Here is a 21,195-nt window from a genome sequence, read left to right on the forward strand (position 1 = left end):
TCGCCTTCCGCGAATACGGACAACTTTTCCACCTCGACGTCGGGACTCTCGACGTCGAGGTGGGTTCATGGCTGCTCTACCCCACCCCTGACGGCCCGCTGGTGTGTCGGTGTGTGTGGGGGCCGGAAGAGGTTGTTCTTGATGGGGCCCTGCCGGTCTGCGCAGGTGTCGCCGATGACGAGGACGTCGCCGCGGCGGCCCAGGACCGACACCACCGGGATGAGATCTTGCAGACCGCTCGGCGCACCGTCGAGGACCTCGGCGTCGAGATGGAGGTCCTGGCGATCGACCTGGTGGAGTCCGACGATGATCGCCTCATCGCGGTGTACTTCCGCGCTCCCCACCGGGTTGAGTTCGCCACCATCGTCGGGCCACTGGCGCGACGGCTGCACGCACGCATAGACCTGCGTCAGCTGCGCGGCCGAGACACCGCCCGAGCCGTCGGCGGGGTAGGGGCGTGTGGCCGTCCGCTGTGTTGCGCGACCTTCCTGCCCGAGCCGTTGTCGGTGCCGAATCGTCTCGTCACCGAGCAGGGGATGGCGTCCAATCCCTTGGCAGTGACCGGGGCATGCGGCAAACTCATGTGCTGCCTGCGCTACGAGTCTCCCTATTACGCCGATTTCGAGGCTGCCCTGGGAGAAGCCAGCGGCCCGGACGGTCCGGGTTGTCCGCTGGTGTCGGCCTGCTCGACAGCTGGACGACGCCGGCTGCAAGGGGAGCGCAAAGATGCCAGACCCAGGAGGTCCCCATGACTCGACGCGATCCGCGACGACGCACGATTGCCGCGGCCTTGGTCGCCTGCTCCCTGTTCTCGGTGACAGCCTGCACCACTGAGGAGCCCACCTCGGGGCCGACGATCACTCAATCCGCCTCGCCGACCCAGCAGTCCGCCACCCCGAGCCCCATGCCCTCGCCGTCCGTGACGGCGTCAGTCAAGCCGGCCCAGGGGAAAGCTGACCCGAACCCTCCGGTCGCTTCGTTCGATCCCAAGGCCCATGCCCACTTGGAGGGTCCGGAGAGCCCGGACCGCCAGACCATGCACCCCGCATCGCAGGACGACAAGCAGTTCAGCAAGCCGCCAGCCGGTAAGGGGATGAACCGATACCTGTCGCGCAAGATTTCGTGGCATGCCTGCGGGAACTTCCAGTGTTCCAAGGTACTCGTGCCGTTGGACTGGGATGATCCGAATGGTCCGGCGATTACCTTGGCCCTCAAGCGCAAGCCAGCGGAGTCGTCGTCCAAGGCGACCCTCTTCGTCAATCCCGGTGGCCCTGGCGGTTCCGGCCAGGAGATGATGGACAGCTTCAAGTCCTCCGCCTTCCCGAACCACGACGTCATCGGGTGGGATCCGCGCGGAACCGGCCAGTCCACCCACGTTGACTGCGGCCCGGCGAAGACGATGGACGCCTTCTTCAACCTTGACGCGTCCCCCGACGATGAGGCCGAGTGGAAGGCGCTCGGCCGCGGCACGAGGGATTTCGCACGCAGTTGCAGGGCGCACTCCGGCGAGCTGCTGGATCATGTCTCGACGATCGACACCGCTCGGGACCTGGACTACCTGCGGTATCTCGTGGGCGACAAGAAGCTCGATTACCTCGGCATTTCGTACGGCACCTTCCTCGGTGCGACCTATGCCGAGCTGTACCCGGGGCGAGTCGGGCAGATGGTGCTGGACTCTACGGTCAACATCACCAACCACGACACCGTCAGCCAGAGCGTCGGGTTCGACCGAGCTTTCGGCGACTTCGCCAAGTGGTGCGCCAAACAGGGGCAGCGCTGCACGCTGGGGAAGAACGAGGCCGAGGTCCGCAAGACCACCCTGAACTTCCTCAACCATCTCGACTCCCACCCGTTGAAGGTCGAGAACCGAACCCTGACGCAAAGTCTGGCAGCGACTGGCATCGCCTTGTTCCTGTACTCGGGCAAGGAGGCATATCCCTACCTGGCGGGTTCCTTGCGTGGTGCCATGAAGGACGGGAACGGCAGCTACCTGCTGACAGCCTCCGATTTCTTGAACGGGCGTGGCAAGGATGGTCAGTGGGAGACGATCGTCTCTGCCTTCCCAGCGATCTCCTGCCTGGATCAGGCTGACTTCGGTCTGAACCACGTCCGGAAGGAGTGGCCCAAGGAGGCAGCCAAGGCGCCGACCCTCGGCAAGGCTCTGGGGATGACGCCGACCTGTGAGGTCTGGACGGCCCACCCGGCTCACCAGCTGTACCTGACGGCTCAGGGGGCGGCACCCATCTTGGTTCTGGGTGCCACGGGTGATCCTGCCACCCCCTACGAGCAGGCCGAGTGGATGGCTGACCAGCTCAAGTCCGGTGTGTTGCTGACCTGGCGGGGTGCCGGGCACTCGGCGTGGGAGCTTGGTAACCAATGCGTCAAGAAGGCCGTCGAGAGTTACGTCAATGACGCGAAGGTCCCCAGAGACAAGACAGTCTGCTGACGTAGGGGTGTGGCGGCAGGCCGTCCTGGTGCGACGGTATCCGCTGTTCGTGACGGCTGTCAGCACAGACGTGCGAGCCCGGCGGGAGGTTTGGGAGACGTCGTTACCCTTGTCGTCATGAGGAGGGATCGCTCATGACGTTGGGTCAGCGCCATGTCATTGGCATCGTGTTGCGTGTCACGGGCTTGGCCCTGCTCGCAGGCGCACTCCTTGCCCTGGAGTGGGCGTGGCGGTCCCACGCATGGAACGATCTGGAAGCCGTTGACGGGCACTGCGTCATGGTCGGGGCACGGGTCGACGACGGACGTGTCCCGAGGGTGGCATGCGAGGAGGACGGTGCCCGTTACGTCAAGGACGTCGTCAAGCCCGGTACGAATTGTCCGCAAGGATTGACGCGGGTGTCAGTGCGACATGAGCTCAGCCACGACACCGGGTACGTCGGCGCCCTGTGCCTGCGACATCCTTGATGTGAGGCCCCGGTCCCGCCAGCCACCTCGTGGCCAGCTGGCGGGATCTCAGGCATGAGTCCTCAGGAGAGCACCGCTCGACGCAGTACGTCCAGCGGCAGAGCACCCATGCGCAGGACGTTGGTGTGGTACTCCTTCAGGTCGAAGTTCGGGTTCTTGGCCTTCGCAGCCTCCCGCAGCTCCAGCCAGGTGCGCTCACCGAGTTTGTACGACGGGGCCTGGCCGGGCCAGCCGAAGTAACGGTTGACCTCAGCCGAAGTAACGGTTGACCTCGTAGCGAGCCGATCCCTCGTCCATGGAGACGTGGTTGTTGAAGAAGGTCCAGGCCTTGTCCCAGTCCCACTCGCCGCCGCCGACTTCCTCGGGGGCCTCGAACTGGCAGTGCAGGCCGATGTCGAGGACGACGCGGGCAGCGCGCATGGACTGCCCGTCGAGCAGGCCCATGAAGTGACCGGGATCGTCCATGTAGCCCAGATCAGCCATGAGCCACTCAGCATAGAGGGCCCAGCCCTCCCCGTAACCAGACGTCCAGTAATTGCGTCGCCACGAGTTGAGCTCGTCACGAGCAGCGATGGCCGATGAGGTCTGCAGGTGGTGACCCGGGGCGCCCTCGTGGTAGACGGTCGTCAATTCTCGCCAGGTCGTGAAGGTGTCGACGCCTTCTGGCACCGACCACCACATCCGGCCGGGACGGGAGAAGTCTTCAGACGGAGGCGTGTAGTAGACGCCTCCGTCGTGGGTCGGGGCGATCATGCCCTCGATGTGACGGGCCTGCTCGGGAACCTCGAAGTGGGTGCCGTCCAGCGAAGAGATGGCTTCGTCGGCGCGCTCCTGCATCCATGTCCTGAGGGACTCGACGCCGGAGATCTGGTAAGTCGGATCGGCGTCGAGGACCGCCATGGCCTCCTTGACGCTGGCTCCTGGACGGATGCGTTCGGCGGTCTCGCGCTGCAACTGCTCGATGCGGGCGAGTTCCTGCTTGCCCCACTCGTAGGTCTCGGCGAGGTCGACAGTGGTGCCGACGAACTGACGAGAAGCGAGACGGTAACGGTCGATGCCGACGGCGTCGGTCTCGGTGGCGAGCGGAGCGATCTCGGCGGCGAGGGTCTCTGCGGTGCGACGGAAGTTGGCCTTGGCGGCGTCGATGCCCTCAGCAAGTTCCGACTTCACGGAGTCGGGCAGGTCGTCGGAGGCGGTCCGCTTGAGGTAGTCGTCAAAGAATCCACCGTCGCCGGTCCAGGAGGTGATCTGCTCGACGAGAAGGTTCACCTGACGGATGGCGGGCGCGACACCGGCATCGATCGAGGCGCGCTGGGTCTGCAGCCAGCCGTCGAGAGCCGCGCCGATGGCCTGCAGACGACGTGCGACCGTCGACACCTGATCGGGGGTCTCGGTGGGCATCGCGTCGTAAACCTCGCGGATCTCGTGGACGCCCGAGGCAATGCCGTTGAGGGTGAGGAGGTCGTATCCCTTGTCGTGGCTCTCGGCCTCCAGACCCAGGCTGGAGCGCATGGCGGAGACGGTGACCCTGTCGGTGTCGTCGGCAGGCATGGCCTGGTCGAGACGGTCCAAGGTGTCCATGACGAGCTGGTACCGGGCCTCCATGCCTGCGGGGGACAGGTCGTCGTACTCGTCCTGGTTGAGATCCAGGCCGAGGGCAGTGGCAAGAATCGGGCTGGCCTGCACCATGGCGTCCCAGTGGTGGTCGGCAACCTCGTCGACCTCTGACCCCATCTGGTGGGTGGTGTGTGCGTTGTCGTTGGTCACGAGGATGACGCTATCGCGAGTCGTGGACAGGCGGGAGGCGCGTGGTGTTCCAGAAAGAAGCGTACCGGTTTCGCGACGAGGTCATCATGCCGGTATAGTCTTGCGAGCCTGCCATGGCAGGCGTGCCAACTTAGCTCAGTCGGTAGAGCGACGCTCTCGTAAAGCGTAGGTCACGGGTTCGATTCCCGTAGTTGGCTCCATGAGCGCCCGGCCAGGAATGCTCGCATGGGTCGTCAGGAAATGACGACGGCTCCCTGTCTTGCCGATGGATCCCCGTGGTGATCTACGGTCGCGGTGGTGACCGCTGCGAACACGCGAGGGCCACTGACGACCTTGGTCAGGTGAGTGATCGCTGCGGGCTTCTTGGCGTGGTCAGTGGGGATCATCCGACAGGCCAGGATTGTGGGGGTACTGGCCTCAAGGTCACTAGGGGTGGTCGTCCGGTGCTCGGTATCGGGTAGAGCGATGGTCCTCTTTCCGCATGAGTGGATGAAGTTGGCGGCGAAGGTCGTCGGCATTGCTGCTTTGGTCGCAGTTATCGGCGTTGTGCTGTCGACCTTCACTGGCGCTTACATTGCCGGTATGTTCGGTCTTTCCACCTCTGTGGCTAGCCAGATCGTGAACGCGGTTTCGGTTGGTGGTGCCGCGCTGTCGATCGCCATGGCCGTCGCCTCCGGTGGCATTGCTGGCGCCGCCGTGGCCACTGCCAAGTGGGCTATCAAGAAGTGGGGCAAGAAGGTCGCAATCGCCTGATGTCCGTCTCTTGTCGAAGGTGGGTGCACATGAGGAACTGCGGTTTCATCGCATCCTTCCTCTGTGCGCTCGCCATCTTCGCGGTGTCGGCAGTAATCGCGTTCGGCACGCTCGACGGAGCGATACCAGGAGGTGGGGGTATGCTTGGCAAGCCCCTCGGGGGCTCCGGAGATTCGCTCTTCATTTCGATCCTTGTGCGAAATGCCTCGGTTGTCCTGAGCTTATATGCAGGCGTCATCTCAATCGGAATAATTGCGATGGTCGGCATCGCCTCTCTCGGCTTTTTGATCGGAGCAAGCACGGCGGCAGCTGCCAATGAAGTTGGGCTGACGATGGCGCTGTGGTCCGTGAGTGGTTATGCCATCGTCGAGATCCTGGCATATCTGTTGGCTGCGACGGCTGGATTACTGCCAGTCGGCACCGCGGTGCTGACTTCGGGATCTCTCGCGGAAGAGAAGGTTGTCACCCGTTACTTCGCCCCATTGCGCCAGTCATTGGTCCTTCTGGCCGTCTCGTTGGTCCTCATCGTCGTGGGGGCTGGGCTCGAGGCGGCGATCATCCAGTCAAGAAATGGTTGACGTCATGAGTTCCGCATCAGCGAACCATGGTTCCGATGCTGTCGGGCGTCTCAAAACGGATAGAGCGGTCGTGTGGATCGCGGTGGTGATGACAGGTCTTCTCATTGCCATTCGCCTCTGGACCCAGTTGGCTGATCGCATCAGCCAGGTCGGCTGGACACGAGGCCACACGTCGGGTCTCGAGGACCCGGCGCTTGCTCAGCTTGCCGTCCGTCTCGGAATAGTCTTTGCAATGATTCTCTCGACCGTATTCCAAGGGCTGTATCTCTTTCTGTGTGCAGTGGTGGACGAGAAGATTCTTCAGGGCACCATGGTGCCCGTCAGAGAGGACAAGGGCGCCGACGGAAAGACCGGGTTGGGTCCTGCGGTTTTCGTCGGGCTGTGCGCCACGGTCCCGGTGCAGTTGGTTGCCTTGATTGCCAATGTGTCCGCGCCGAAAGAGTATCCGGCAACGTTCGTCTGGCTTTTCGCGGTCGCGGTTGCCACCATAGTGTGGACGTGGAGGCGGCCCGCAATGGGCCGGGCTGGAACACGTGGAAAAGTAACCTCAGCTGCGTTGTTGCTTGCGGTTGGTGCGATTTCTCTCGTGCTGTGAGGAAATGAGGAGCATTTATGCAGGTTTTGTACATGCGTTCCCGGCGGATTCTTGCGGGAATTCTGGCCGTCACCCTCGGCGTGTTTGCGGTGATGACGCTGGTCAGGGATCCGCAAGTCGTGGGCGTCATAGTGGGCATCGTCGGCATTGTCGTTGCGGCGTTGCTGGTATTGGTGGTCATCCGCCCGGGGACACACCTTCGACTTGATGTTTCCGCGTTCCTCAGCGGAGCGATCTGTCTTGGTGCCTGCCAAGGGACATTGGGGAGAAAACTCAGCGCTGCTGGGTACATGGTGGTTCCCGCTGTCGTCATCGCTGTTTGCTGTGCAACGGTCGCGGTCATGGTTCAGGCGGAAATTGATTCTCAGAGGACCAGGGATCGCCTGTGAACGCACCGACCTTCCGGGCGGCGCATGATATCTGTGATGCCTCCTCCCTCGATGCCCTTGGGTGGGGGTTCTCTCTCAAGGGTTATCGAGTGATGCGCATTCTCATCGCCTTCCTCGCATTCGCGCTGGCAGTGGCGGTCGCGGTCGTGGGATTCGACTGGCTTGTCGGTCGGCTTGCCCAAGGCGGTGTTGTTGTCGGAGTCACACTGCCGCTGGTCATTGGCTTGTACGTCCTCATCCTTCATGCCTTCAGGGAGACGCTGACCTCCCGCCGAATACGGCTGACGAACCATCCATGTGCTGAGTTCTTCCGTGCCATGGACATCTCGAGGTTCAGTGTCGTTGTGGCGGAAATGTTGGAAAGGCTCGTGATCACGACCGCGGTCGTCGCGGGGCTCTCCTGGGGTGCCGGATTGCGAGCTTCGCTGTCGGGGATGCCGCCTACCACAGTAGGGGCTCTGGTGGTGATTCCGGTCGCCACCACCTTGGGCATGGTGGCCATCACGGCATGGGTTGCCGCGAAACTCAACGACTCTCATCGTTCCAGCCAGGTGATGGCTGCCTGCAGCGGCGCTGCTACTGGAGTCATCCTTGCTCTGGTCGTCAGATGGGTTGCTGAGGCCAGTCTTCAGCATCCTCGCGCCATGCGGGGGCCCACCTGGACATGGGTCGCTGTCGGTGTCGCTGTGGTGACGGTCGCAACTGGCGCCGCGGCGGTCACCGGATGCGTCACCCTGCGATCTGCCCCTTTCCTGGTGCGAAACAGTGTGTCTCATGAAAAGGCCAGGGTCCACCTGCGCCGGTCGAGAGGAATCAGCCCGTGGGTGCGCGTGGTCATGAGCGACCTGTCACCAGTTCCGGTTGCGGCCGCACTTGCTCGCCTTGTCTTCCTTGTGTGGAGCGTTGGTGTATTGGTCATGGCCATCGCTGTTATGGCGCTGGGCGGCGTGGGTGTGAATCTGCCGGCGCGGATCGTCAATCAGCTCTCGGCCATCTTGCTGTTGATCCTTGGTCTGGTGGTTTCGGACCTGCTGTCCATACGCATCGGGCCCGCGGCACTGGCGCCACGCTGGAGGATGGCGTGGGAGCTGGGAGCCAACCCGATGCACCTGGCAATCGCACCCCTGGGCGTTGCCGTCCTCTTTGGTCTCTTCCTCGTCGCACCTGTCGCAGCGGCAGCTGGCATGCTGGGCGGTGACGCCCTCATCCCGCTGCTCGTCGTCTGGGCATCGATCGCGTGCGCCTGGGTTGCTGCTGCTGTCGTGGCCAGTGACGCGGCTCTTCCAGACGGTACGGTTCCGGCCTCGACGTCCGTCGGCTTGCTCAGTGTCCTGGCGTCCACAGCGATGATGGTCGTCATCCTCATGACGGCCATGCATGGGGTGGGTTGGATCGGCTTCATTCTGACCTTCGTCCTTCTGGGAGGTGCAACATGGTTGACGAGACAACGCGTTCTCGCCCTGCCATCGAGGCCATTGGCCTGACCCTCGGGTATTCCCCGGATCGGTCGGTTGTCCACGATCTGTCGTTCCATGTCCAAGGTCCCGCGACAGTGCGGCTCGATGCACCAAACGGGACCGGCAAGTCGACCCTCATCGAGGGGATCTCCGGCTACCTCCGTCCCACTCAGGGCGACCTGATCGTCTGTGGCAAGAAGGCGTCGGACCCTGCACTGCGGACGCGACGACGAGTGTGTCGCGCCAAACCGTCACTACATCCCAGTCTGAGCATGGTTGATCACCTGACTCTCGCCGCTCGATTGGCAGGTTGCGACAGGGCTGAACCGGTGGCGCGCGCCAAGGACCTCGGCCTCGACGAGTGGTTCGACTACCGCACATCCACCTTGTCGACGGGAACCGCGAAACGGCTGTGGTACGTCATGTGCACGACGGGGGAGTTCGACGTCGTCGTCCTCGACGAGCCGTTCAATGGGGTCGATGAGGAGTCAAGTCGTGTGATGGTCTCTGACATCAACGAGTGGCGCAAGGACAGTCTCGTCCTGCTAGTGGCCCACGCGTTGCCGGACGGTCTCACTGTCGATGAGACCTTGGGCCTGCCTCGGACGACGGACAATTCGCACCCCATGCCGACCCGTTGACGACGCCGTGACTGATGTGGCCGTAATTGAAGACAAGGAAAGCGCCACATGGGGAGGCTGTCATGGAAGTGGGTATTAGAGAACCACGTGACAGTTTGAACAAACACGTTGCGCAGGTCAGGAACGGTCAGACGATCGCAGCGACTGACCACGGCAAGCCAGTCGCCCGACTGGTCCCCGTCGAGTAGTATCCCAAGTTGGAAATCATGATTGCCGACGGTTTTGGTCACGCCCTGTCGGGTCGGGAAGCCTCGTCTCCCACATCCGGTGGACGCCGGAGCGATGATGAGCGATCTCGTCGAACTGCAGCGACGATGATTGCCTATGTCGACACGTCGTCAAGATCAGTGATCCTCTACTCGAAGTGGTGTGCACTATCGCGAGAGAGCAGCGGCTGCGTGGATATGACTCCGTCCACTGTGCTGCCGCACTGAGTGTCTGTGAGGACGACTCGGTCGCCGTATCTGGCGACCGAGCTTTCTTGACCGCCTGGCACGACTTGGGTCTCAACACGGTCGACACGGCCTTGTGAAAAGTCCCCTCACCTCGCCCAGAAGGTCGTGCAGTCCTTCTTGGCCTCGATGGCGTGCCCGAGCATGTCGTCGATGAGTGGCCATGGAACCGGCTGATCCCACCTCACCTGCCACATCTTCTTGGACCTGGTGTAGCCCTCGTCGATGATTCGTTCCGTGAAGGCATCAAGGGTCGCTGCCTCGAAGGCCAGGGCCAGGTGCTTGGCCGAGGCACTCCAGCTCGCGATGAACGAGCCATGATCAGTGAGCATCGGCATGTTCCATTTCCACACCAGGACGAGATTCGGGTGGGTGCGCAAGGTCTCGTTGAGCAGGTCGGAGATGCGCTGACGGTTGGCGTCGACGGGGATGGCCGCGAGTCAGGCGTCGATGAGATCGGCGTTGTCGAGCGGTGTGGCGTGGGCGATGGTGCGATCAAGGGTCATGGCTCTCCTGTAGGTGTCAGTGGAACTGATGCCGGCTTACCCAGTGGATCGCCGGCAGTGCCGTCCTGGGCCTCCTGACGTGCCCGCACTATGTTCTGCACCTTGTGAGGACGACACAATTGCAGGGTCCACTCCGAAGTCTTGGACAATACTCAACGACCATGACGATCACCGAAGCCAGCGAGGATGCTGCATACAGGTGGTTGCCACCTAAGAACTGCGGCGCATTTCCTGCGCAGACGTCACGGATCATCCCCGCCGCTCAACTCCGATTCGCGTTCGCCAGCTCAGGAAGGGCGAACCGGGGTGTCGAACAGGGTCTACGCGCAATGCGTCAGGGTGGCCCGGTACGATCGAGGCACCACGATTCGTAGGTCGCGGCCTGACTCCTCGGTTCGGCCGTACAGCGGAATTGCAAGGGGACGCATGTACGACAGCATCATTATCGGCGCAGGCCTTGCCGGACTGACGGCCGCCGAAGAACTCGCATCCGCAGGGCACTCGGTGGTGGTTCTGGAGGCTCGCTCCCGAGTGGGTGGGCGCCTCGAGAACGCCGAGTTGTCCAATGGGCAGGTCATCGAGTTGGGCGGCCAATGGGTCAGTGAGGGCCATGAAGAACTTCGCTCCCTCATCGCCTCCCAAGGCCTTGAACTGGTCGATTCCACCGAGGGTGACGTCGTCGTCAAGGCTCGCGGACGGGTCTCCCACGTCACTAATTCCTCTAGCTCTGCTCACACCCTCAGCCCCTTCGAACTGTCTGACCTCGGTCAGGGCCTGCTGAGGTTCCGCCGTCTGGCCGATCGCGTTGCCAACAACAAGAGTTGGACGACGGCGAACGGTACGTGGCTGAATCAGTCCCTGAGTCAGTGGGTGGTCTCGAATGTGCGTACGGACGCCGGACGTGAATACATCACCAATCTTTTCCGGCGTGCCTTCGGGGTCTCTCCCGACGACACCACACTTCTTGATGGTCTGACGAAGGCCAACTCCGGGGTGGACCTAGAATCCCTCGTCGCCGTCAACGGTGGGCTCAAGCAGCAGCGCGTCAAGGGCGGTGTCGCCCAGGTCGCTCGCAACCTCGCGGAGCGTCTCGGCGATGACCTCAAGCTCTCCTGCCCGGTCCGCTCCATCCACGCAGACGACGACACCGTCACCGTCGCGACGTCCGCCGGCACCGAGTACCAGGGGCGCAGCGTCATCGTTACCGTCCCTCCGCGTCTCCTCAAGGAGATCGAGTTCGATCCCGCTCTTCCGGCAGAGCGTCTCGAGATGGCCGAGAAGGTACCCGCAGGCAATGTCATCAAGGCCTACCTCGTCTACGACAGCCCGTGGTGGCGCACCTCCGGAGCCTCCGGCCAGATGGGTGCCGACGAGGGTGCCGTTCGCGTCATCTTCGACACCTCCGACGACGAGACCGGCCGGGGAGTCCTGATGGGCTTCTTCGAGGGCACCGAAGCGTCGGGCTACGGCAAACTCTCGGTGAGTCTGCGTCAGCGCGCCTTCGAGGAGGTCGTCGAGTCCGCCTTCGGTGAGGCTCCCCGCTCCGCGATCGAATACCTCGACCGCGACTGGCTCTCCGAGCCCTACACCGGTGGCTGCCACGGCGCCCACTTCGCTCCCAGCCTCTGGACTGCCACTGGCCCGATCCTCGCCCAGCCGTTGGGCAGGGTGCTCTTCGCCGGCGCCGAGTACGCCTCCTCCTTCAACGGCTACATGGAGGGCGCGCTGCGAGCCGGTGCTCGCGCGGCTCAGGAGGCTGTCGACCTGCTCTGATCCGTCAGACGCTGACTTCGGCGGCGGACCTTGCCGCGAGGTCAGCAGCGGTGATGGTGTTCTCCGCGGCGACGTCATCAGCTGACGAAATGAGGTCTGACAAGGCCAGACCGTGACCGGAGCAGTCCTGCGCCGCCCTCAGAAGGACGGCGCAGCGGGTGCTGCTCGAAATTGAGCTGTTGTTCCAGCCTGGGTTACGAATCAGATGGCGGCAGGGCCTCGTTCCCCAGTGCGGATCCGAATGACATCCTGGACGTCGCTGGACCACACCTTTCCGTCACCGATCTCCCCGGTACGAGCCGCGTCACAGATCGTCTCAACGACGTTCTCGAGCTCCTCGTCGGTGCACAGCACCTCGACGCGGACTTTCTCGAGGAAGTCGATGGTGAACTCCGCGCCTCGGTAGACCTCGGTGTGACCCTTCTGGCGGGCGTACCCGGCGGCCTCGGAGATCGTCAGACCAGAGACTCCGGCCTTGGCGAGTTCGAGTCGGACGGTGTCGAGTGCCGATGGCTGGATGATGGCGGTGATGAGCTTCATGCCGAGATCTCTTCCTTGTCGGCGGTGGAAACACGGATGCCCATCGTCTTCTTGATGACCAGACCGGTGAGGCCGCTGACGACGAAGGAGTAGGCCATCATCGCGAGGGCACAGATGACCTGGACCCCCAGCAGCTAGCCGTTACCACCGAGGAACAGGCCGGCTCCATTGGCCTCGAGGGAGGCGGAGGCGCCTTCAGTCATGGCATGCGGGTCGGCGAGGAATCCGACGAGGACGGTGCCTAGGAAGCCACCGACCATGTGGACGCCGACGACGTCGAGGGAGTCGTCGTAGCCGAAGCGGTATTTCAGGCTGACAGCCAGGGCACAGACGGCGCCGCAGATGATGCCGATGATGACGGCGCCCCACGGGGAGACCGACGCGCAGGCCGGGGTGATGCCGACCAGGCCGGCGACGATGCCCGAGGCGGCGCCAAGCATGGTGGGCTGACCGTCGCGGATGCGCTCGACGCAGATCCATGCGAGCATGGCGGCGGCAGCAGCGGCGAGGGTGTTGACCCAGGCCAGACCTGCGGTGTCATTGGCCCCCAGCGCAGATCCGGCGTTGAATCCGAACCAACCGAACCACAGGCCGCCGGCACCGAGCATGACGAGGGTGGTGTTGTGCGGACGCACCGGCCTGGAACCAAATCCGACGCGTGGGCCGAGGATGAGGGCCAGGGCAAGGGCGGCAGCGCCGGCGTTGATGTGGATCGCGGTGCCACCGGCAAAGTCGACGGCGTGCATCGTGTTGAGGATCCAGCCGGTGCCGAACACCCAGTTGGCGGCCGGGAAGTAGACCAGCAGGCCCGACACGATGGTGAATACGACCCAGGCGGAGAACTTCATACGGTCAGCGACGGCGCCGCTGATGAGGGCAGTTGCGATGATGGCGAAGGCGGACTGGAAGGCGACGAAGACGAATCCGGGAATGGTCCCGACCTCGGTTCCCATGACCCCGTGGAGTCCGAAGTACTGGGCGGGGTTGCCGATAAGGCCTCCCCACTGCGGGTCACCGAAGGCCATCGAGTAACCGCAGACCACCCAGAGGACGCCGATGGTCCCCATCGCAACGACGTTCATCATGAGCATGTTGAGCACGCCCTTGGCTCGCACCATACCGCCGTAGAAGAAGGCGAGCATCGGTGTCATGAACAGCACCAAGGACGCGCTGGCGAGCACCCAGGCGGTGTCGCCGGCATTGATCTCAAACAGTGGTGTCATGGTGTCAATCGTCATCTGGCAGCGTTGCGGAACCGTTTGGTCGGCGTTACTGACATGTGAAGAATCGCGCTCTTGTGTGACGACGGTGTTACGTCGGTGACAGGAACGTGACGCGGAGACCGTGAAAACATGCCATATCCTTGACGCGCCACTCATGGACGGAGATGAGACTATGTTTTGTGCGCGATGCGGCACCCAGGTGGGTGCGCACGATGCCGCCTGCAGACAGTGTGGGCTGGACCTGCACCTGCCCGGTGCCGTGCGCATGACAGACCCTGGCTCCTTCGACGAGACGGTCGTGCAGAGCCCCGTGGGCGTTGATGAAGCTCCGACGCGGGAGATCCCTCGGGTGCAGACCCCGCCGAAGCCGCGAGATCAGCAGGACGTGACACCAACCCAGCAGTGGCAGCGACAGGAGTCCACGCCGACCCAACAGTGGAGCACCAACGAGCAGTGGTCCAACAGCCGCCAGCCCTGGTCGGGTCAGCAGCAGCCTCCGCAAGGTCAGGGTCAGGAGGCCGGGGATTCCCAGCTGCCCGACGACTGGTTCCGTGACCCCGAGGCAGAGCGGACTCGCGCGATGGCGACGGTCCCGGATAACCCTGTCTTCACCCCACCCCCGCCGCCGTCTGCCCCTGCCACGTCGCACCCGCAGCCTCCGGATGACTCGTCCCGCCACCGGAACGTGCTCATTGGCTTGGTGATCGGGCTACTCGTGCTCGTCGTCCTGGGTGCGATCCTGCTCTTCGCCGGTGGTCGGAAGGGGCGCTCAAGCGGGGAACCCGTTCCGGCGGCGACGCCATCGGCCAGCACTCATGCCGAGCAATCCGCCTCGCAGGAGCCCCACGCCTCAGAGGAGCCCCACGAGGGCGCGACATCCATCGGCGCCACCCCAAGCTTCCTCGAGTCCTCGCCTGTGCCCGCGGCAAGTTCGGCTCCTTCCACCCCGAAATCCCCGACGTCGAGTGCTCGCCAGGTTGCCGACAAGCTTCCTGACGGCGACACTGTCTGCTCCTCGACTGTCGGCGCCGTGGGCGCGACGTCATGCCCGTTCGCGCTCGAAGTCGCCAATGCAATTCCCGACGACGCCCAGGGCGGCTACGAGGTGAACGCCCACAGCCCGGTCACCGGCAAGGACTACACCATGAAGTGCAGGACGGAGGAGACGTATACGACCTGCACCGGCGGCGTCGCTGCCGAGGTTCACATCCTGCGTTGAGCGAGGACCAAGGCAGCTCGTCACATCGGCCGCTGAACTCCGACGAGCCGCACCTTGTCGAAGTATTCGTCGGTGAGATCGGCCCAGCTGCCGGCGACCTCGACCTCGGTGAGGGTCGCCGGCGGGTACCAGCAGCCGATCTCTTCCTCCGCACCGCCCATCGCGGCCAGTTGTGCTGCCAAGCCAGGAATCGTCGGGGCGTGAGCGATGACGAGCAGATTGTCGACGTCGTCGTCGATCTCTCCAATGCGCTGACGCATGGTGTCTGTGCCGCAGTAGTACAGGGCGCGCATGAATTCCACGGGGCAATCCAGCTGAAGGCAGTCCCACGTCTGTCGGGTGCGCAAGGCGTCGGAGACCAGCGCATGGCCGACATTACGCAGTCCAAGACGCATTCCGACCTCGCGTGCCTGACGGCGTCCCACGTCGGTGAGCGGACGCTCTCGGTCGCCACCAGCGGCATGGGAAACGGGCTGTGCATGTCTCATGAGAAACAGGGTGTGCATGATTCCATGGTTGCACCCCGTGGGCGAGGTGGTCCTACGATGTTGGCATGCCGCTCACGGATATGGGCATTGACGAGGCGCGCAACTACCGCCCGGTTGTCCCTGAACCCGACGGTTTCGACTCCTTCTGGACCGAAACCCTCGACGAGCACGCCGACGTCCCACTCGATCTGACGGCAGCTCCGTTCGACAATCGCCAGGCCCTCATCGACACCTGGGATCTGTCATGGGCGGGATATCACGGCTCTCGGGTGAGCGGTTGGTTGCATGCCCCAGCCGGGGCGAATGGGCCGTTGCCCCTTGTCATCGAGTATCTCGGCTACTCGGGTTCGCGTGGGGTCCCGATCGGGTCGGCCTTCGCGGCAGCCGGGTACGCGCACATCGTCGTCGACCCGCGCGGTCAGGGATGGGGCCACCCCGCTCTGACCGAGAACTCCCCGGATGTCCACGAGGGCTCCGGTGCTCCCGGATTCATGACTCAATCCCTGTCGGACCCGCATGGCCACTACTACCGCCGGTTGTTCACCGACGCCTTCCGGTGCCTGCAGACCGCCCGGGAGATGGAGATCGTCGATCCCACCAGAATTGTCGTCCACGGTCACTCCCAGGGAGCTGGTCAGACGATCGCGGTGTGCGGGTTGGCAGCCATGCGTGGCATCAAGCTGGCTGGTGCCTTCGTCGATGCCCCCTTCCTGTGTCACATGAGGCGCAGCTGTGACATCGCCACGGCTGGTCCGTATCTCGAGGTCGTCAAGTACCTGGCGGCTCATCCGTCCCTGTGTGGCAAGGCCTTCCAGACGCTGGGTTACTTCGACGGTCTGCACTTCGCTCGTCGCGCCCGTACTGCCACCTGGTTCTCCGTGGCGATGATGGACCAGTTGGTGCCGCCGTCGTCGGTGTGGGCGGCCTACAACGCCTGGGGCGACGGGATGGTTGCGGACAAGCAGATTGCCGTCTATCCCTTCGCAGGGCATTCGGCCGGGGAGGACGTGCAGCGCTGGAACCAGCTCGGTGTGCTGGCCCAGCTCTTCTCCTGAACCCTTGCTCAGCTCTTGACAGCGACGACGAGGTCGCGGTGGATCGACGAGTCGACGCGGTGGCTGAATTGACGCCAGGGGTTGTCGTCGAGGGCCGTCAGCCCAGCGTCGGACAGGATCGCCACGAGATCCTCGCGAGACAGACCAAGGGTGTTCCACGACATGCCCAGGGCACCGCCGTGGCGCAACTGGCCGGCCCACACCGGAACGGCCTCGCGCAACAGGTCAGCGGGGGAGCGACGTCGCGACGACCCGCTGTGGGATCCGTGCACGACTCCGTAAGGGGCGTCGGTGACGACGGCGTCGAAGGTCTTGCGTCCCCATAGGTTCGCCGAGTTGACGGCGTCCCCCGTGAACACCCCCATCGTCAGGGGCTCGGCTCCTGGGAGCCGCACCTCGGCGTCAAACCGCTTGCCGATGGAGTGGCCGTCGCGGCGCACCGGATGGGTGCCGCAGCTGTGCTTGAGACGCTTGCGACGCAGCCAGGTGGTGACGTGGGCGGCCATCGCCTCGACGGCCTTGGCGTCCTGTTCCACCCCGAATCCGTCATGACCAGCCATCCATGCGCACTCCAGGGTGGTACCACGCCCGGCCAACGGATCGAGAATGGCCAGTCTCTGGCCCTCGTCGCGACGAGTCGCGCAGCGGTCGTCAAGGCTTGCGACCGTGAGGTTGAGCAGCAGCCGGGTGAATTGCTCATTGGTCTTGCCCCGGTACTTGGGGATGGTGACAAGATCCTCATCGACGACGTCGACGCGCGGCAGTTCCAGGGGAGCCAACAGGTCGCCATGACGTTCGAAGCAGGCGAGAGCTGCCGAGGACCGCGCCAACGCAGCCAAGTCCGCAGGTCCGAGGGGCCCGTCGCCACTGACGGTGAGGTACTCGACCCCAGCCACCGTCACCGGTGAAACCGTTGTGGCATTCGGACAGGTGAGGGCCAACTCCGCAGTGCACAGACGCCCTGCCTGCCCGGCATAGACGTGGTTGGCGGCAGGGGCGAGCAGGACGAGGGTCTCGGACATGGCTGACATTGTGTCATGACCCGTCCGACATGCCGAGGAAATAGCAATCGGCGGCCGCTGCGTCGCGACCGCCGATTGCGGTGTGTTAGTGAACCTCGCCTCCCGGTATCGGGGCGGTGCCGTGAGACGAGGTCGAGCTGTCAGGCCAGGTTGACCTGCAGGTGCTCGTAGGAGGTGCCCTTGGCGCGCTCGATCGAGGCCTTGATCTCGGCCTCGGCCTCTTCGCGGCCGGTCCAGGTGGCGCCCTCGACCGACTTCCCGGGCTCGAGGTCCTTGTAGACGGTGAAGAAGTGCTCGATCTCCATGAGGGTCATGCTGCCGACGTCGTCAAGATCGATGAGGTTGGCACGACGGGGGTCGTCAGCGGGGACGCACAGCACCTTGTCGTCGCCGCCCATCTCGTCCTGCATCTGGAACATGGCCAGTGCGCGGCACTCGATGAGGCAACCGGGGAAGGTGGGCTCGGTGAGAAGGACTAGGGCGTCCAGCGGATCGCCGTCCTCGCCGAGGGTCCCCTCGATGTATCCGTAGTCGTACGGGTACTGCGTAGAGGTGAACAACGTACGGTCAAGACGGATACGACCGGTCTCGTGATCCATCTCGTACTTGTTCTTGGTGCCACGCGGAATCTCGATCGTCACATCAAAGTGCAAGCTATCGGGCTGTTCTCCCTGGAATGGGTTGGTGAAATCGTCAGTCACGAGGGGCCCCTCTTCTTGTATTAGACACGGTGATGATCGACACTGTATCCGTTTGCAGGAGGGATTTTTCGTGCCACACCCAGATCAACGTAACCCGAAACGTGCTGTGCCCGGGCCGCGACGCCGTATGCCGGCATGGGTTTCAGTCCTTGTCGGTGTCGCCGTGACCGGCATTGTCGTGCTCGTGGTGGTCGTCAGTTCTCTGCGGACCGGTACGTCGCCGAACGAGGCAGAGCGTGGACTGCTGAACCGTCGTCACGAGAACACCGCACCTGCGGTGCAGCCGGGACGGGGGGTCGTCGCTGCGGTGGCCCCGAATACTCCGTCAGCCAAGCCACTGGCAGCAAGCGTGGCCAATCGTGTGAAAGCTGCCGGTGCGGCCCCAGGCGTGCTTGGTGCCGACATCAGGGATGCTGCGACTGGTGAAACCCTCTATCAATCCGGGCAGAGCACTCTCTTGACTCCTGCTTCGAACCTCAAGGTGATGACCGCGGTTGCGCTGCTGGATTGCACGGATGCCGGGCACCGCTACACGACGAAGGTCGTCGCTGACGGGTCGGCGTTGACCCTGGTCGGCGGCGGCGATCCCTACCTGCGTTCCTCGGTCTCCGACAAGCGTCCTGAGTACCCGTCGACGGAGCAGCTTGCCAAGCGCACCGCGGCGGCCCTCAAGAAGGCTGGCACGACGTCGGTCACCGTCAGATTTGACGACACCTTGTTCTCCGGTCCCACGTGGAACAGTGCATGGCCGATCGACAACTATTCCGATGAGGTCACCCCGATCACCTCGCTGTGGGTTGACGAAGGAATGATCAACAACAACCCGTGGGATCGAAGCAAGACTCCTGCGGTCTTGGCGACGAATACCTTCGTCGGGCAGCTCCGCAGCGCCGGTATCACGGTCACGGGATCGGTGGTTCGACACAAGGCGGGCGAGTCCGACAAACAGATTGCTGCCGTGCAGTCGATTCCGGTGGAAGACCTCGTCACCCGCACCTTGGAGGAGTCCGACAACTCTGCAGCCGAGGTGCTGAGCCGTCAGATGGCCCTTGCGAGCGGCAAGCCGGGATCCTTCGCCGGCGCCTCCCAGGCCCTCGAGGAGCATCTCACGAACATGGGCGCCTGGCAGGACGGCGCTGTCGTTCAGGATGGGTCGGGCCTGTCTCGAGGCAACCGGATCACGGCGGCGATGCTTTCCCACGCCTGGCGGAAGGTTCTGACGACGCCGAAGCTGCAACCGGTGGCCAATGCGGTTCCTGTGGGTCGAGTCTCGGGAACCCTGCACAGGCGTTTCTCCGATCCCAGCACGGCTCCAGCGCGAGGAGTGGTCCACGCCAAGACGGGCAGTCTGAACGGGGTTATTTCGATGTCGGGATGGTTGCGTGACGCCGACGGGCGCATCCTCGTGACCTCCTTCATCGTCAACCAGACCGACGGCTCCGCTCGATCCTGGCTTGACGTCGTCTACGGCAACCTGGCCGGGTGCGGCTGCACCCGCTGATGGCACGACGTGAGCTGGGTCCGGCAGCCCTGACGGTTGCCCAGGCCGTCGAGCGCGAGGTCCGCGGAATCGACCGGTTCGTCGTCGGGTGTTCTGGCGGGCCAGACTCCCTCGCCCTGGCATTGGGGTCGGAGTGGGCATCTCGACGCCGTGGAGCCGAGGTGATGGTCGTCATCGTCGACCATCAGCTGCAGGATGGGTCGGACGAGGTGGCAGCGCGCACTCGAGACCTGCTGGCCGACCGTGGGATGGACGCCTGTGTGCGCCGCGTCGAGATCGATCCGAATGACCCTGACGGCCCGGAGGCAGCGGCTCGAACCGCTCGTCGAGCAGCGCTGGTTGACGTCGCCGGGAAGGCGCCGATCCTGCTCGGCCACACCCTCGACGACCAGGCCGAACAGGTCTTGCTGTCCTTGGCCCGTGGCTCCGGGACGACGTCGCTCGCCGGTATTCGGCCGCGGGCAGGCCAGTTCTGGCACCCGCTATTGGGGGTGCGTCGGGCTCAGACCCTGCAGGCATGCCAGGAATGGGACGTCGAGCCATGGCATGATCCCCACAACAGTGATTCGCGATTCCTGCGCTCCAGGGTGCGCACCGAGCTCATGCCGGTTCTCGAGGACGTCCTCGGATCGGGGGTGGCGGAATCTCTGGCCCGCAGCGCGTCCCTGTTGGCCGGAGAAGACGTCGTCGTCACGGCTGTGGCTGACCAGTGGGCACGAGACCACGAGGTGACGGACGACGTTCTGCCCGGGCTGCGAGGTGTGGAATCCGGGGTGGCCCGACGGGTCGTCAAGAATTGGCTGCCCGAGGCGGCAATGGTTCACGTCGACGCCGTCCTGGGGCTTCTGGACGGTCCCGGAGGCGCGGGGGTAGACGTTCCTGGCGGCCGCGTCGAGATGAGGCGCGGGACTCTGTACCTCACTCGGCGCCTGCGGCAGATCCGGGATCGGTAAGCTGGATCCGTGCGAGCTTCTGACATTCCCGAAGATTTCGACCGCGTTCTGTACACCGATGAGCAGGTGGCCTCTCGTGTCCGCGAGGTCGCTGCCCAGATCGACGCCGACTATGCGGGGCGGGAGATCCTCATGGTCGGTGTGCTCAACGGTGCTGTCATGACCATGGCGGACCTGTGCCGCGCGATGAAGTCCCACATGTCCATGGACTGGATGGCCGTGTCGTCCTACGGTGCCGGTACGAAGTCCAGCGGCGTGGTGCGCATCCTCAAGGACCTCACCAAGGACATCGAGGGCCGCGACATCCTCATCGTCGAGGACATCATCGACACCGGCCTGACACTGAGCTACCTGGTGCAGAACCTGCGCAGCCGCAACCCCAACTCCATCGAGATCATGGCGATGTTCCGCAAGCCGGAGGCCGTGACCTGCCCGTTGGACGTCAAGTACGTCGGTTTTGACATCCCCAACGAGTTCGTCGTGGGATACGGCCTGGATTACGCTGACAAGTACCGCAACCTCACGGATGTGGCGACGCTAGCGCCGCACGTCTACAACTCCTGAGGGATCGACGTCGAAGGGCGGACCGCCATCGGGTTGGAATGATCGCGATGCGGTACAGCGTTCGTCAATACTGCGATGTTGTCATGCGCTGGTATCGTGACGCTT

22 protein-coding genes, 1 tRNA gene and 2 pseudogenes are annotated in these 21,195 nt (G+C 63.8%); 17 read left to right on the forward strand and 8 right to left on the reverse strand.

The window, feature by feature from the left end; genetic code table 11:
- Positions 1-59: 59 nt before the first annotated feature.
- The 3 genes from ricT to ACP8LP_RS01345 all read left to right on the forward strand — a co-directional run bounded on the left by ricT (position 60) and on the right by ACP8LP_RS01345 (position 2,913).
- Positions 60-752 carry a regulatory iron-sulfur-containing complex subunit RicT gene (ricT, locus tag ACP8LP_RS01335; protein ID WP_334338775.1) on the forward strand — a complete coding sequence of 231 codons (693 nt, stop codon included), beginning with the start codon at positions 60-62 and terminating at the stop codon, positions 750-752.
- A gap of 251 nt (positions 753-1,003) precedes the next feature.
- Positions 1,004-2,446 (forward strand): alpha/beta hydrolase, encoded by a 1,443-nt coding sequence (locus ACP8LP_RS01340; protein ID WP_334353221.1) that lies wholly within the window; start codon positions 1,004-1,006, stop codon positions 2,444-2,446.
- 134 nt (positions 2,447-2,580) lie between these two features.
- Positions 2,581-2,913, forward strand: a complete 333-nt coding sequence (locus ACP8LP_RS01345) for a hypothetical protein (RefSeq protein WP_016666864.1) — start codon at positions 2,581-2,583, stop codon at positions 2,911-2,913.
- A 62-nt stretch (positions 2,914-2,975) separates the two neighbouring features.
- Here ACP8LP_RS01345 and ACP8LP_RS01350 read toward each other — a convergent pair.
- A pseudogene (locus tag ACP8LP_RS01350) lies at positions 2,976-4,647 on the reverse strand (DUF885 domain-containing protein).
- A gap of 157 nt (positions 4,648-4,804) precedes the next feature.
- On the opposite strand from ACP8LP_RS01350, the gene ACP8LP_RS01355 reads away from it, so the two are divergent.
- Positions 4,805-4,880: transfer RNA gene (locus tag ACP8LP_RS01355), tRNA-Thr, on the forward strand.
- Positions 4,881-4,913: 33 nt separating this feature from the next.
- Here the strand turns inward: ACP8LP_RS01355 and ACP8LP_RS01360 are convergent.
- Positions 4,914-5,066: a hypothetical protein gene (locus tag ACP8LP_RS01360; protein ID WP_187117021.1), complete on the reverse strand. Its 153-nt coding sequence runs from the start codon at positions 5,064-5,066 to the stop codon at positions 4,914-4,916.
- 103 nt (positions 5,067-5,169) lie between these two features.
- Between ACP8LP_RS01360 and ACP8LP_RS01365 the strand changes: the two genes are divergently transcribed.
- From ACP8LP_RS01365 to ACP8LP_RS01395, 7 genes are all read left to right on the forward strand, one after another.
- Complete coding sequence (locus ACP8LP_RS01365) at positions 5,170-5,433, forward strand: uberolysin/carnocyclin family circular bacteriocin (protein ID WP_252906066.1); 264 nt, start codon at positions 5,170-5,172, stop codon at positions 5,431-5,433.
- 29 nt (positions 5,434-5,462) lie between these two features.
- Positions 5,463-6,011 (forward strand): stage II sporulation protein M, encoded by a 549-nt coding sequence (locus ACP8LP_RS01370; RefSeq protein WP_016666867.1) that lies wholly within the window; start codon positions 5,463-5,465, stop codon positions 6,009-6,011.
- A 4-nt stretch (positions 6,012-6,015) separates the two neighbouring features.
- Positions 6,016-6,606 (forward strand): hypothetical protein, encoded by a 591-nt coding sequence (locus ACP8LP_RS01375; protein WP_252906065.1) that lies wholly within the window; start codon positions 6,016-6,018, stop codon positions 6,604-6,606.
- A 17-nt stretch (positions 6,607-6,623) separates the two neighbouring features.
- Positions 6,624-6,995, forward strand: coding sequence for a hypothetical protein (locus ACP8LP_RS01380; RefSeq protein WP_016666869.1), 372 nt, complete (start codon positions 6,624-6,626; stop codon positions 6,993-6,995).
- Positions 6,996-7,087: 92 nt separating this feature from the next.
- Positions 7,088-8,479 (forward strand): beta-carotene 15,15'-monooxygenase, encoded by a 1,392-nt coding sequence (locus ACP8LP_RS01385; RefSeq protein WP_261795787.1) that lies wholly within the window; start codon positions 7,088-7,090, stop codon positions 8,477-8,479.
- Positions 8,428-9,093, forward strand: a complete 666-nt coding sequence (locus tag ACP8LP_RS01390) for an ATP-binding cassette domain-containing protein (RefSeq protein WP_016666871.1) — start codon at positions 8,428-8,430, stop codon at positions 9,091-9,093. Before ACP8LP_RS01385 ends, ACP8LP_RS01390 begins: the two co-directional genes overlap by 52 nt.
- A gap of 62 nt (positions 9,094-9,155) precedes the next feature.
- Positions 9,156-9,281, forward strand: a complete 126-nt coding sequence (locus ACP8LP_RS01395) for a type II toxin-antitoxin system Phd/YefM family antitoxin (protein WP_016666872.1) — start codon at positions 9,156-9,158, stop codon at positions 9,279-9,281.
- A 353-nt stretch (positions 9,282-9,634) separates the two neighbouring features.
- Here the strand turns inward: ACP8LP_RS01395 and ACP8LP_RS01400 are convergent, their stop codons facing one another.
- Entirely contained in the window at positions 9,635-9,976 is a 342-nt protein-coding gene (locus ACP8LP_RS01400) for an iron chaperone (protein ID WP_353956407.1), read from the reverse strand.
- A gap of 501 nt (positions 9,977-10,477) precedes the next feature.
- On the opposite strand from ACP8LP_RS01400, the gene ACP8LP_RS01405 reads away from it, so the two are divergent.
- Positions 10,478-11,824: a flavin monoamine oxidase family protein gene (locus ACP8LP_RS01405; protein ID WP_484483227.1), complete on the forward strand. Its 1,347-nt coding sequence runs from the start codon at positions 10,478-10,480 to the stop codon at positions 11,822-11,824.
- A gap of 201 nt (positions 11,825-12,025) precedes the next feature.
- On the opposite strand, the gene ACP8LP_RS01410 is transcribed toward ACP8LP_RS01405, so the two are convergent.
- On the reverse strand, positions 12,026-12,364 hold the full coding sequence (locus ACP8LP_RS01410) for a P-II family nitrogen regulator (RefSeq protein ID WP_016666875.1): 339 nt from the start codon (positions 12,362-12,364) through the stop codon (positions 12,026-12,028).
- Positions 12,361-13,743 (reverse strand): annotated as a pseudogene (locus ACP8LP_RS01415) (ammonium transporter). The gene ACP8LP_RS01410 and the pseudogene ACP8LP_RS01415 overlap by 4 nt, the downstream one beginning before the upstream one ends.
- 109 nt (positions 13,744-13,852) lie before the next feature.
- On the opposite strand from ACP8LP_RS01415, the gene ACP8LP_RS01420 reads away from it, so the two are divergent.
- Positions 13,853-14,806: a hypothetical protein gene (locus ACP8LP_RS01420; RefSeq protein ID WP_484483229.1), complete on the forward strand. Its 954-nt coding sequence runs from the start codon at positions 13,853-13,855 to the stop codon at positions 14,804-14,806.
- 20 nt (positions 14,807-14,826) lie between these two features.
- Here the strand turns inward: ACP8LP_RS01420 and ACP8LP_RS01425 are convergent, their stop codons facing one another.
- A complete protein-coding gene (locus ACP8LP_RS01425; protein WP_016666879.1) occupies positions 14,827-15,312 on the reverse strand; it encodes a SixA phosphatase family protein in 486 nt (161 codons plus the stop codon).
- Positions 15,313-15,359: 47 nt separating this feature from the next.
- On the opposite strand from ACP8LP_RS01425, the gene ACP8LP_RS01430 reads away from it, so the two are divergent.
- The gene (locus ACP8LP_RS01430) at positions 15,360-16,349 is read left to right on the forward strand and encodes an acetylxylan esterase (RefSeq protein WP_065673714.1); all 990 of its coding nucleotides are present in this window, start codon (positions 15,360-15,362) and stop codon (positions 16,347-16,349) included.
- Positions 16,350-16,357: 8 nt separating this feature from the next.
- On the opposite strand, the gene ACP8LP_RS01435 is transcribed toward ACP8LP_RS01430, so the two are convergent.
- Together ACP8LP_RS01435 and ACP8LP_RS01440 are read right to left on the reverse strand one after the other, a co-directional pair.
- A complete protein-coding gene (locus ACP8LP_RS01435; RefSeq protein WP_484483230.1) occupies positions 16,358-17,371 on the reverse strand; it encodes a TRM11 family SAM-dependent methyltransferase in 1,014 nt (337 codons plus the stop codon).
- A gap of 140 nt (positions 17,372-17,511) precedes the next feature.
- Entirely contained in the window at positions 17,512-18,072 is a 561-nt protein-coding gene (locus tag ACP8LP_RS01440; RefSeq protein ID WP_004810415.1) for an inorganic diphosphatase, read from the reverse strand.
- A 127-nt stretch (positions 18,073-18,199) separates the two neighbouring features.
- Here ACP8LP_RS01440 and dacB point away from each other — a divergent pair, with 127 nt between their 5' ends.
- Genes dacB through hpt form a run of 3 tightly spaced genes read left to right on the forward strand, consistent with a single transcriptional unit; the run spans position 18,200 to position 21,090 of the window.
- Positions 18,200-19,573: a D-alanyl-D-alanine carboxypeptidase/D-alanyl-D-alanine endopeptidase gene (gene dacB, locus ACP8LP_RS01445; protein WP_036975726.1), complete on the forward strand. Its 1,374-nt coding sequence runs from the start codon at positions 18,200-18,202 to the stop codon at positions 19,571-19,573.
- Entirely contained in the window at positions 19,573-20,526 is a 954-nt protein-coding gene (tilS, locus tag ACP8LP_RS01450) for a tRNA lysidine(34) synthetase TilS (RefSeq protein WP_016666883.1), read from the forward strand. Before dacB ends, tilS begins: the two co-directional genes overlap by 1 nt.
- Before the next feature lie 9 nt (positions 20,527-20,535).
- Positions 20,536-21,090 carry a hypoxanthine phosphoribosyltransferase gene (gene hpt, locus ACP8LP_RS01455; protein WP_004810421.1) on the forward strand — a complete coding sequence of 185 codons (555 nt, stop codon included), beginning with the start codon at positions 20,536-20,538 and terminating at the stop codon, positions 21,088-21,090.
- Positions 21,091-21,195: the final 105 nt, after the last annotated feature.

The sequence above is a fragment of the Cutibacterium sp. LaCa_89 genome (assembly GCF_058177555.1).

Coding starts and splice junctions, on each gene's coding strand:
- ACP8LP_RS01390 (WP_016666871.1), top strand. CDS start 8,428: ATGGTTGACGAGACAACGCGTTCTCGCCCTGCCATCGAGGCCATTGGC.
- ACP8LP_RS01395 (WP_016666872.1), top strand. CDS start 9,156: ATGGAAGTGGGTATTAGAGAACCACGTGACAGTTTGAACAAACACGTT.
- ACP8LP_RS01425 (WP_016666879.1), bottom strand. CDS start 15,312: ATGCACACCCTGTTTCTCATGAGACATGCACAGCCCGTTTCCCATGCC.
- tilS (WP_016666883.1), top strand. CDS start 19,573: ATGGCACGACGTGAGCTGGGTCCGGCAGCCCTGACGGTTGCCCAGGCC.
- ACP8LP_RS01380 (WP_016666869.1), top strand. CDS start 6,624: ATGCAGGTTTTGTACATGCGTTCCCGGCGGATTCTTGCGGGAATTCTG.
- ACP8LP_RS01405 (WP_484483227.1), top strand. CDS start 10,478: ATGTACGACAGCATCATTATCGGCGCAGGCCTTGCCGGACTGACGGCC.
- ACP8LP_RS01360 (WP_187117021.1), bottom strand. CDS start 5,066: ATGATCCCCACTGACCACGCCAAGAAGCCCGCAGCGATCACTCACCTG.
- ACP8LP_RS01410 (WP_016666875.1), bottom strand. CDS start 12,364: ATGAAGCTCATCACCGCCATCATCCAGCCATCGGCACTCGACACCGTC.
- ACP8LP_RS01435 (WP_484483230.1), bottom strand. CDS start 17,371: ATGTCCGAGACCCTCGTCCTGCTCGCCCCTGCCGCCAACCACGTCTAT.
- dacB (WP_036975726.1), top strand. CDS start 18,200: ATGCCGGCATGGGTTTCAGTCCTTGTCGGTGTCGCCGTGACCGGCATT.
- ACP8LP_RS01430 (WP_065673714.1), top strand. CDS start 15,360: ATGCCGCTCACGGATATGGGCATTGACGAGGCGCGCAACTACCGCCCG.
- ACP8LP_RS01370 (WP_016666867.1), top strand. CDS start 5,463: ATGAGGAACTGCGGTTTCATCGCATCCTTCCTCTGTGCGCTCGCCATC.
- ACP8LP_RS01365 (WP_252906066.1), top strand. CDS start 5,170: ATGAAGTTGGCGGCGAAGGTCGTCGGCATTGCTGCTTTGGTCGCAGTT.
- ACP8LP_RS01385 (WP_261795787.1), top strand. CDS start 7,088: ATGCGCATTCTCATCGCCTTCCTCGCATTCGCGCTGGCAGTGGCGGTC.
- ACP8LP_RS01375 (WP_252906065.1), top strand. CDS start 6,016: ATGAGTTCCGCATCAGCGAACCATGGTTCCGATGCTGTCGGGCGTCTC.
- ACP8LP_RS01345 (WP_016666864.1), top strand. CDS start 2,581: ATGACGTTGGGTCAGCGCCATGTCATTGGCATCGTGTTGCGTGTCACG.
- ACP8LP_RS01420 (WP_484483229.1), top strand. CDS start 13,853: ATGACAGACCCTGGCTCCTTCGACGAGACGGTCGTGCAGAGCCCCGTG.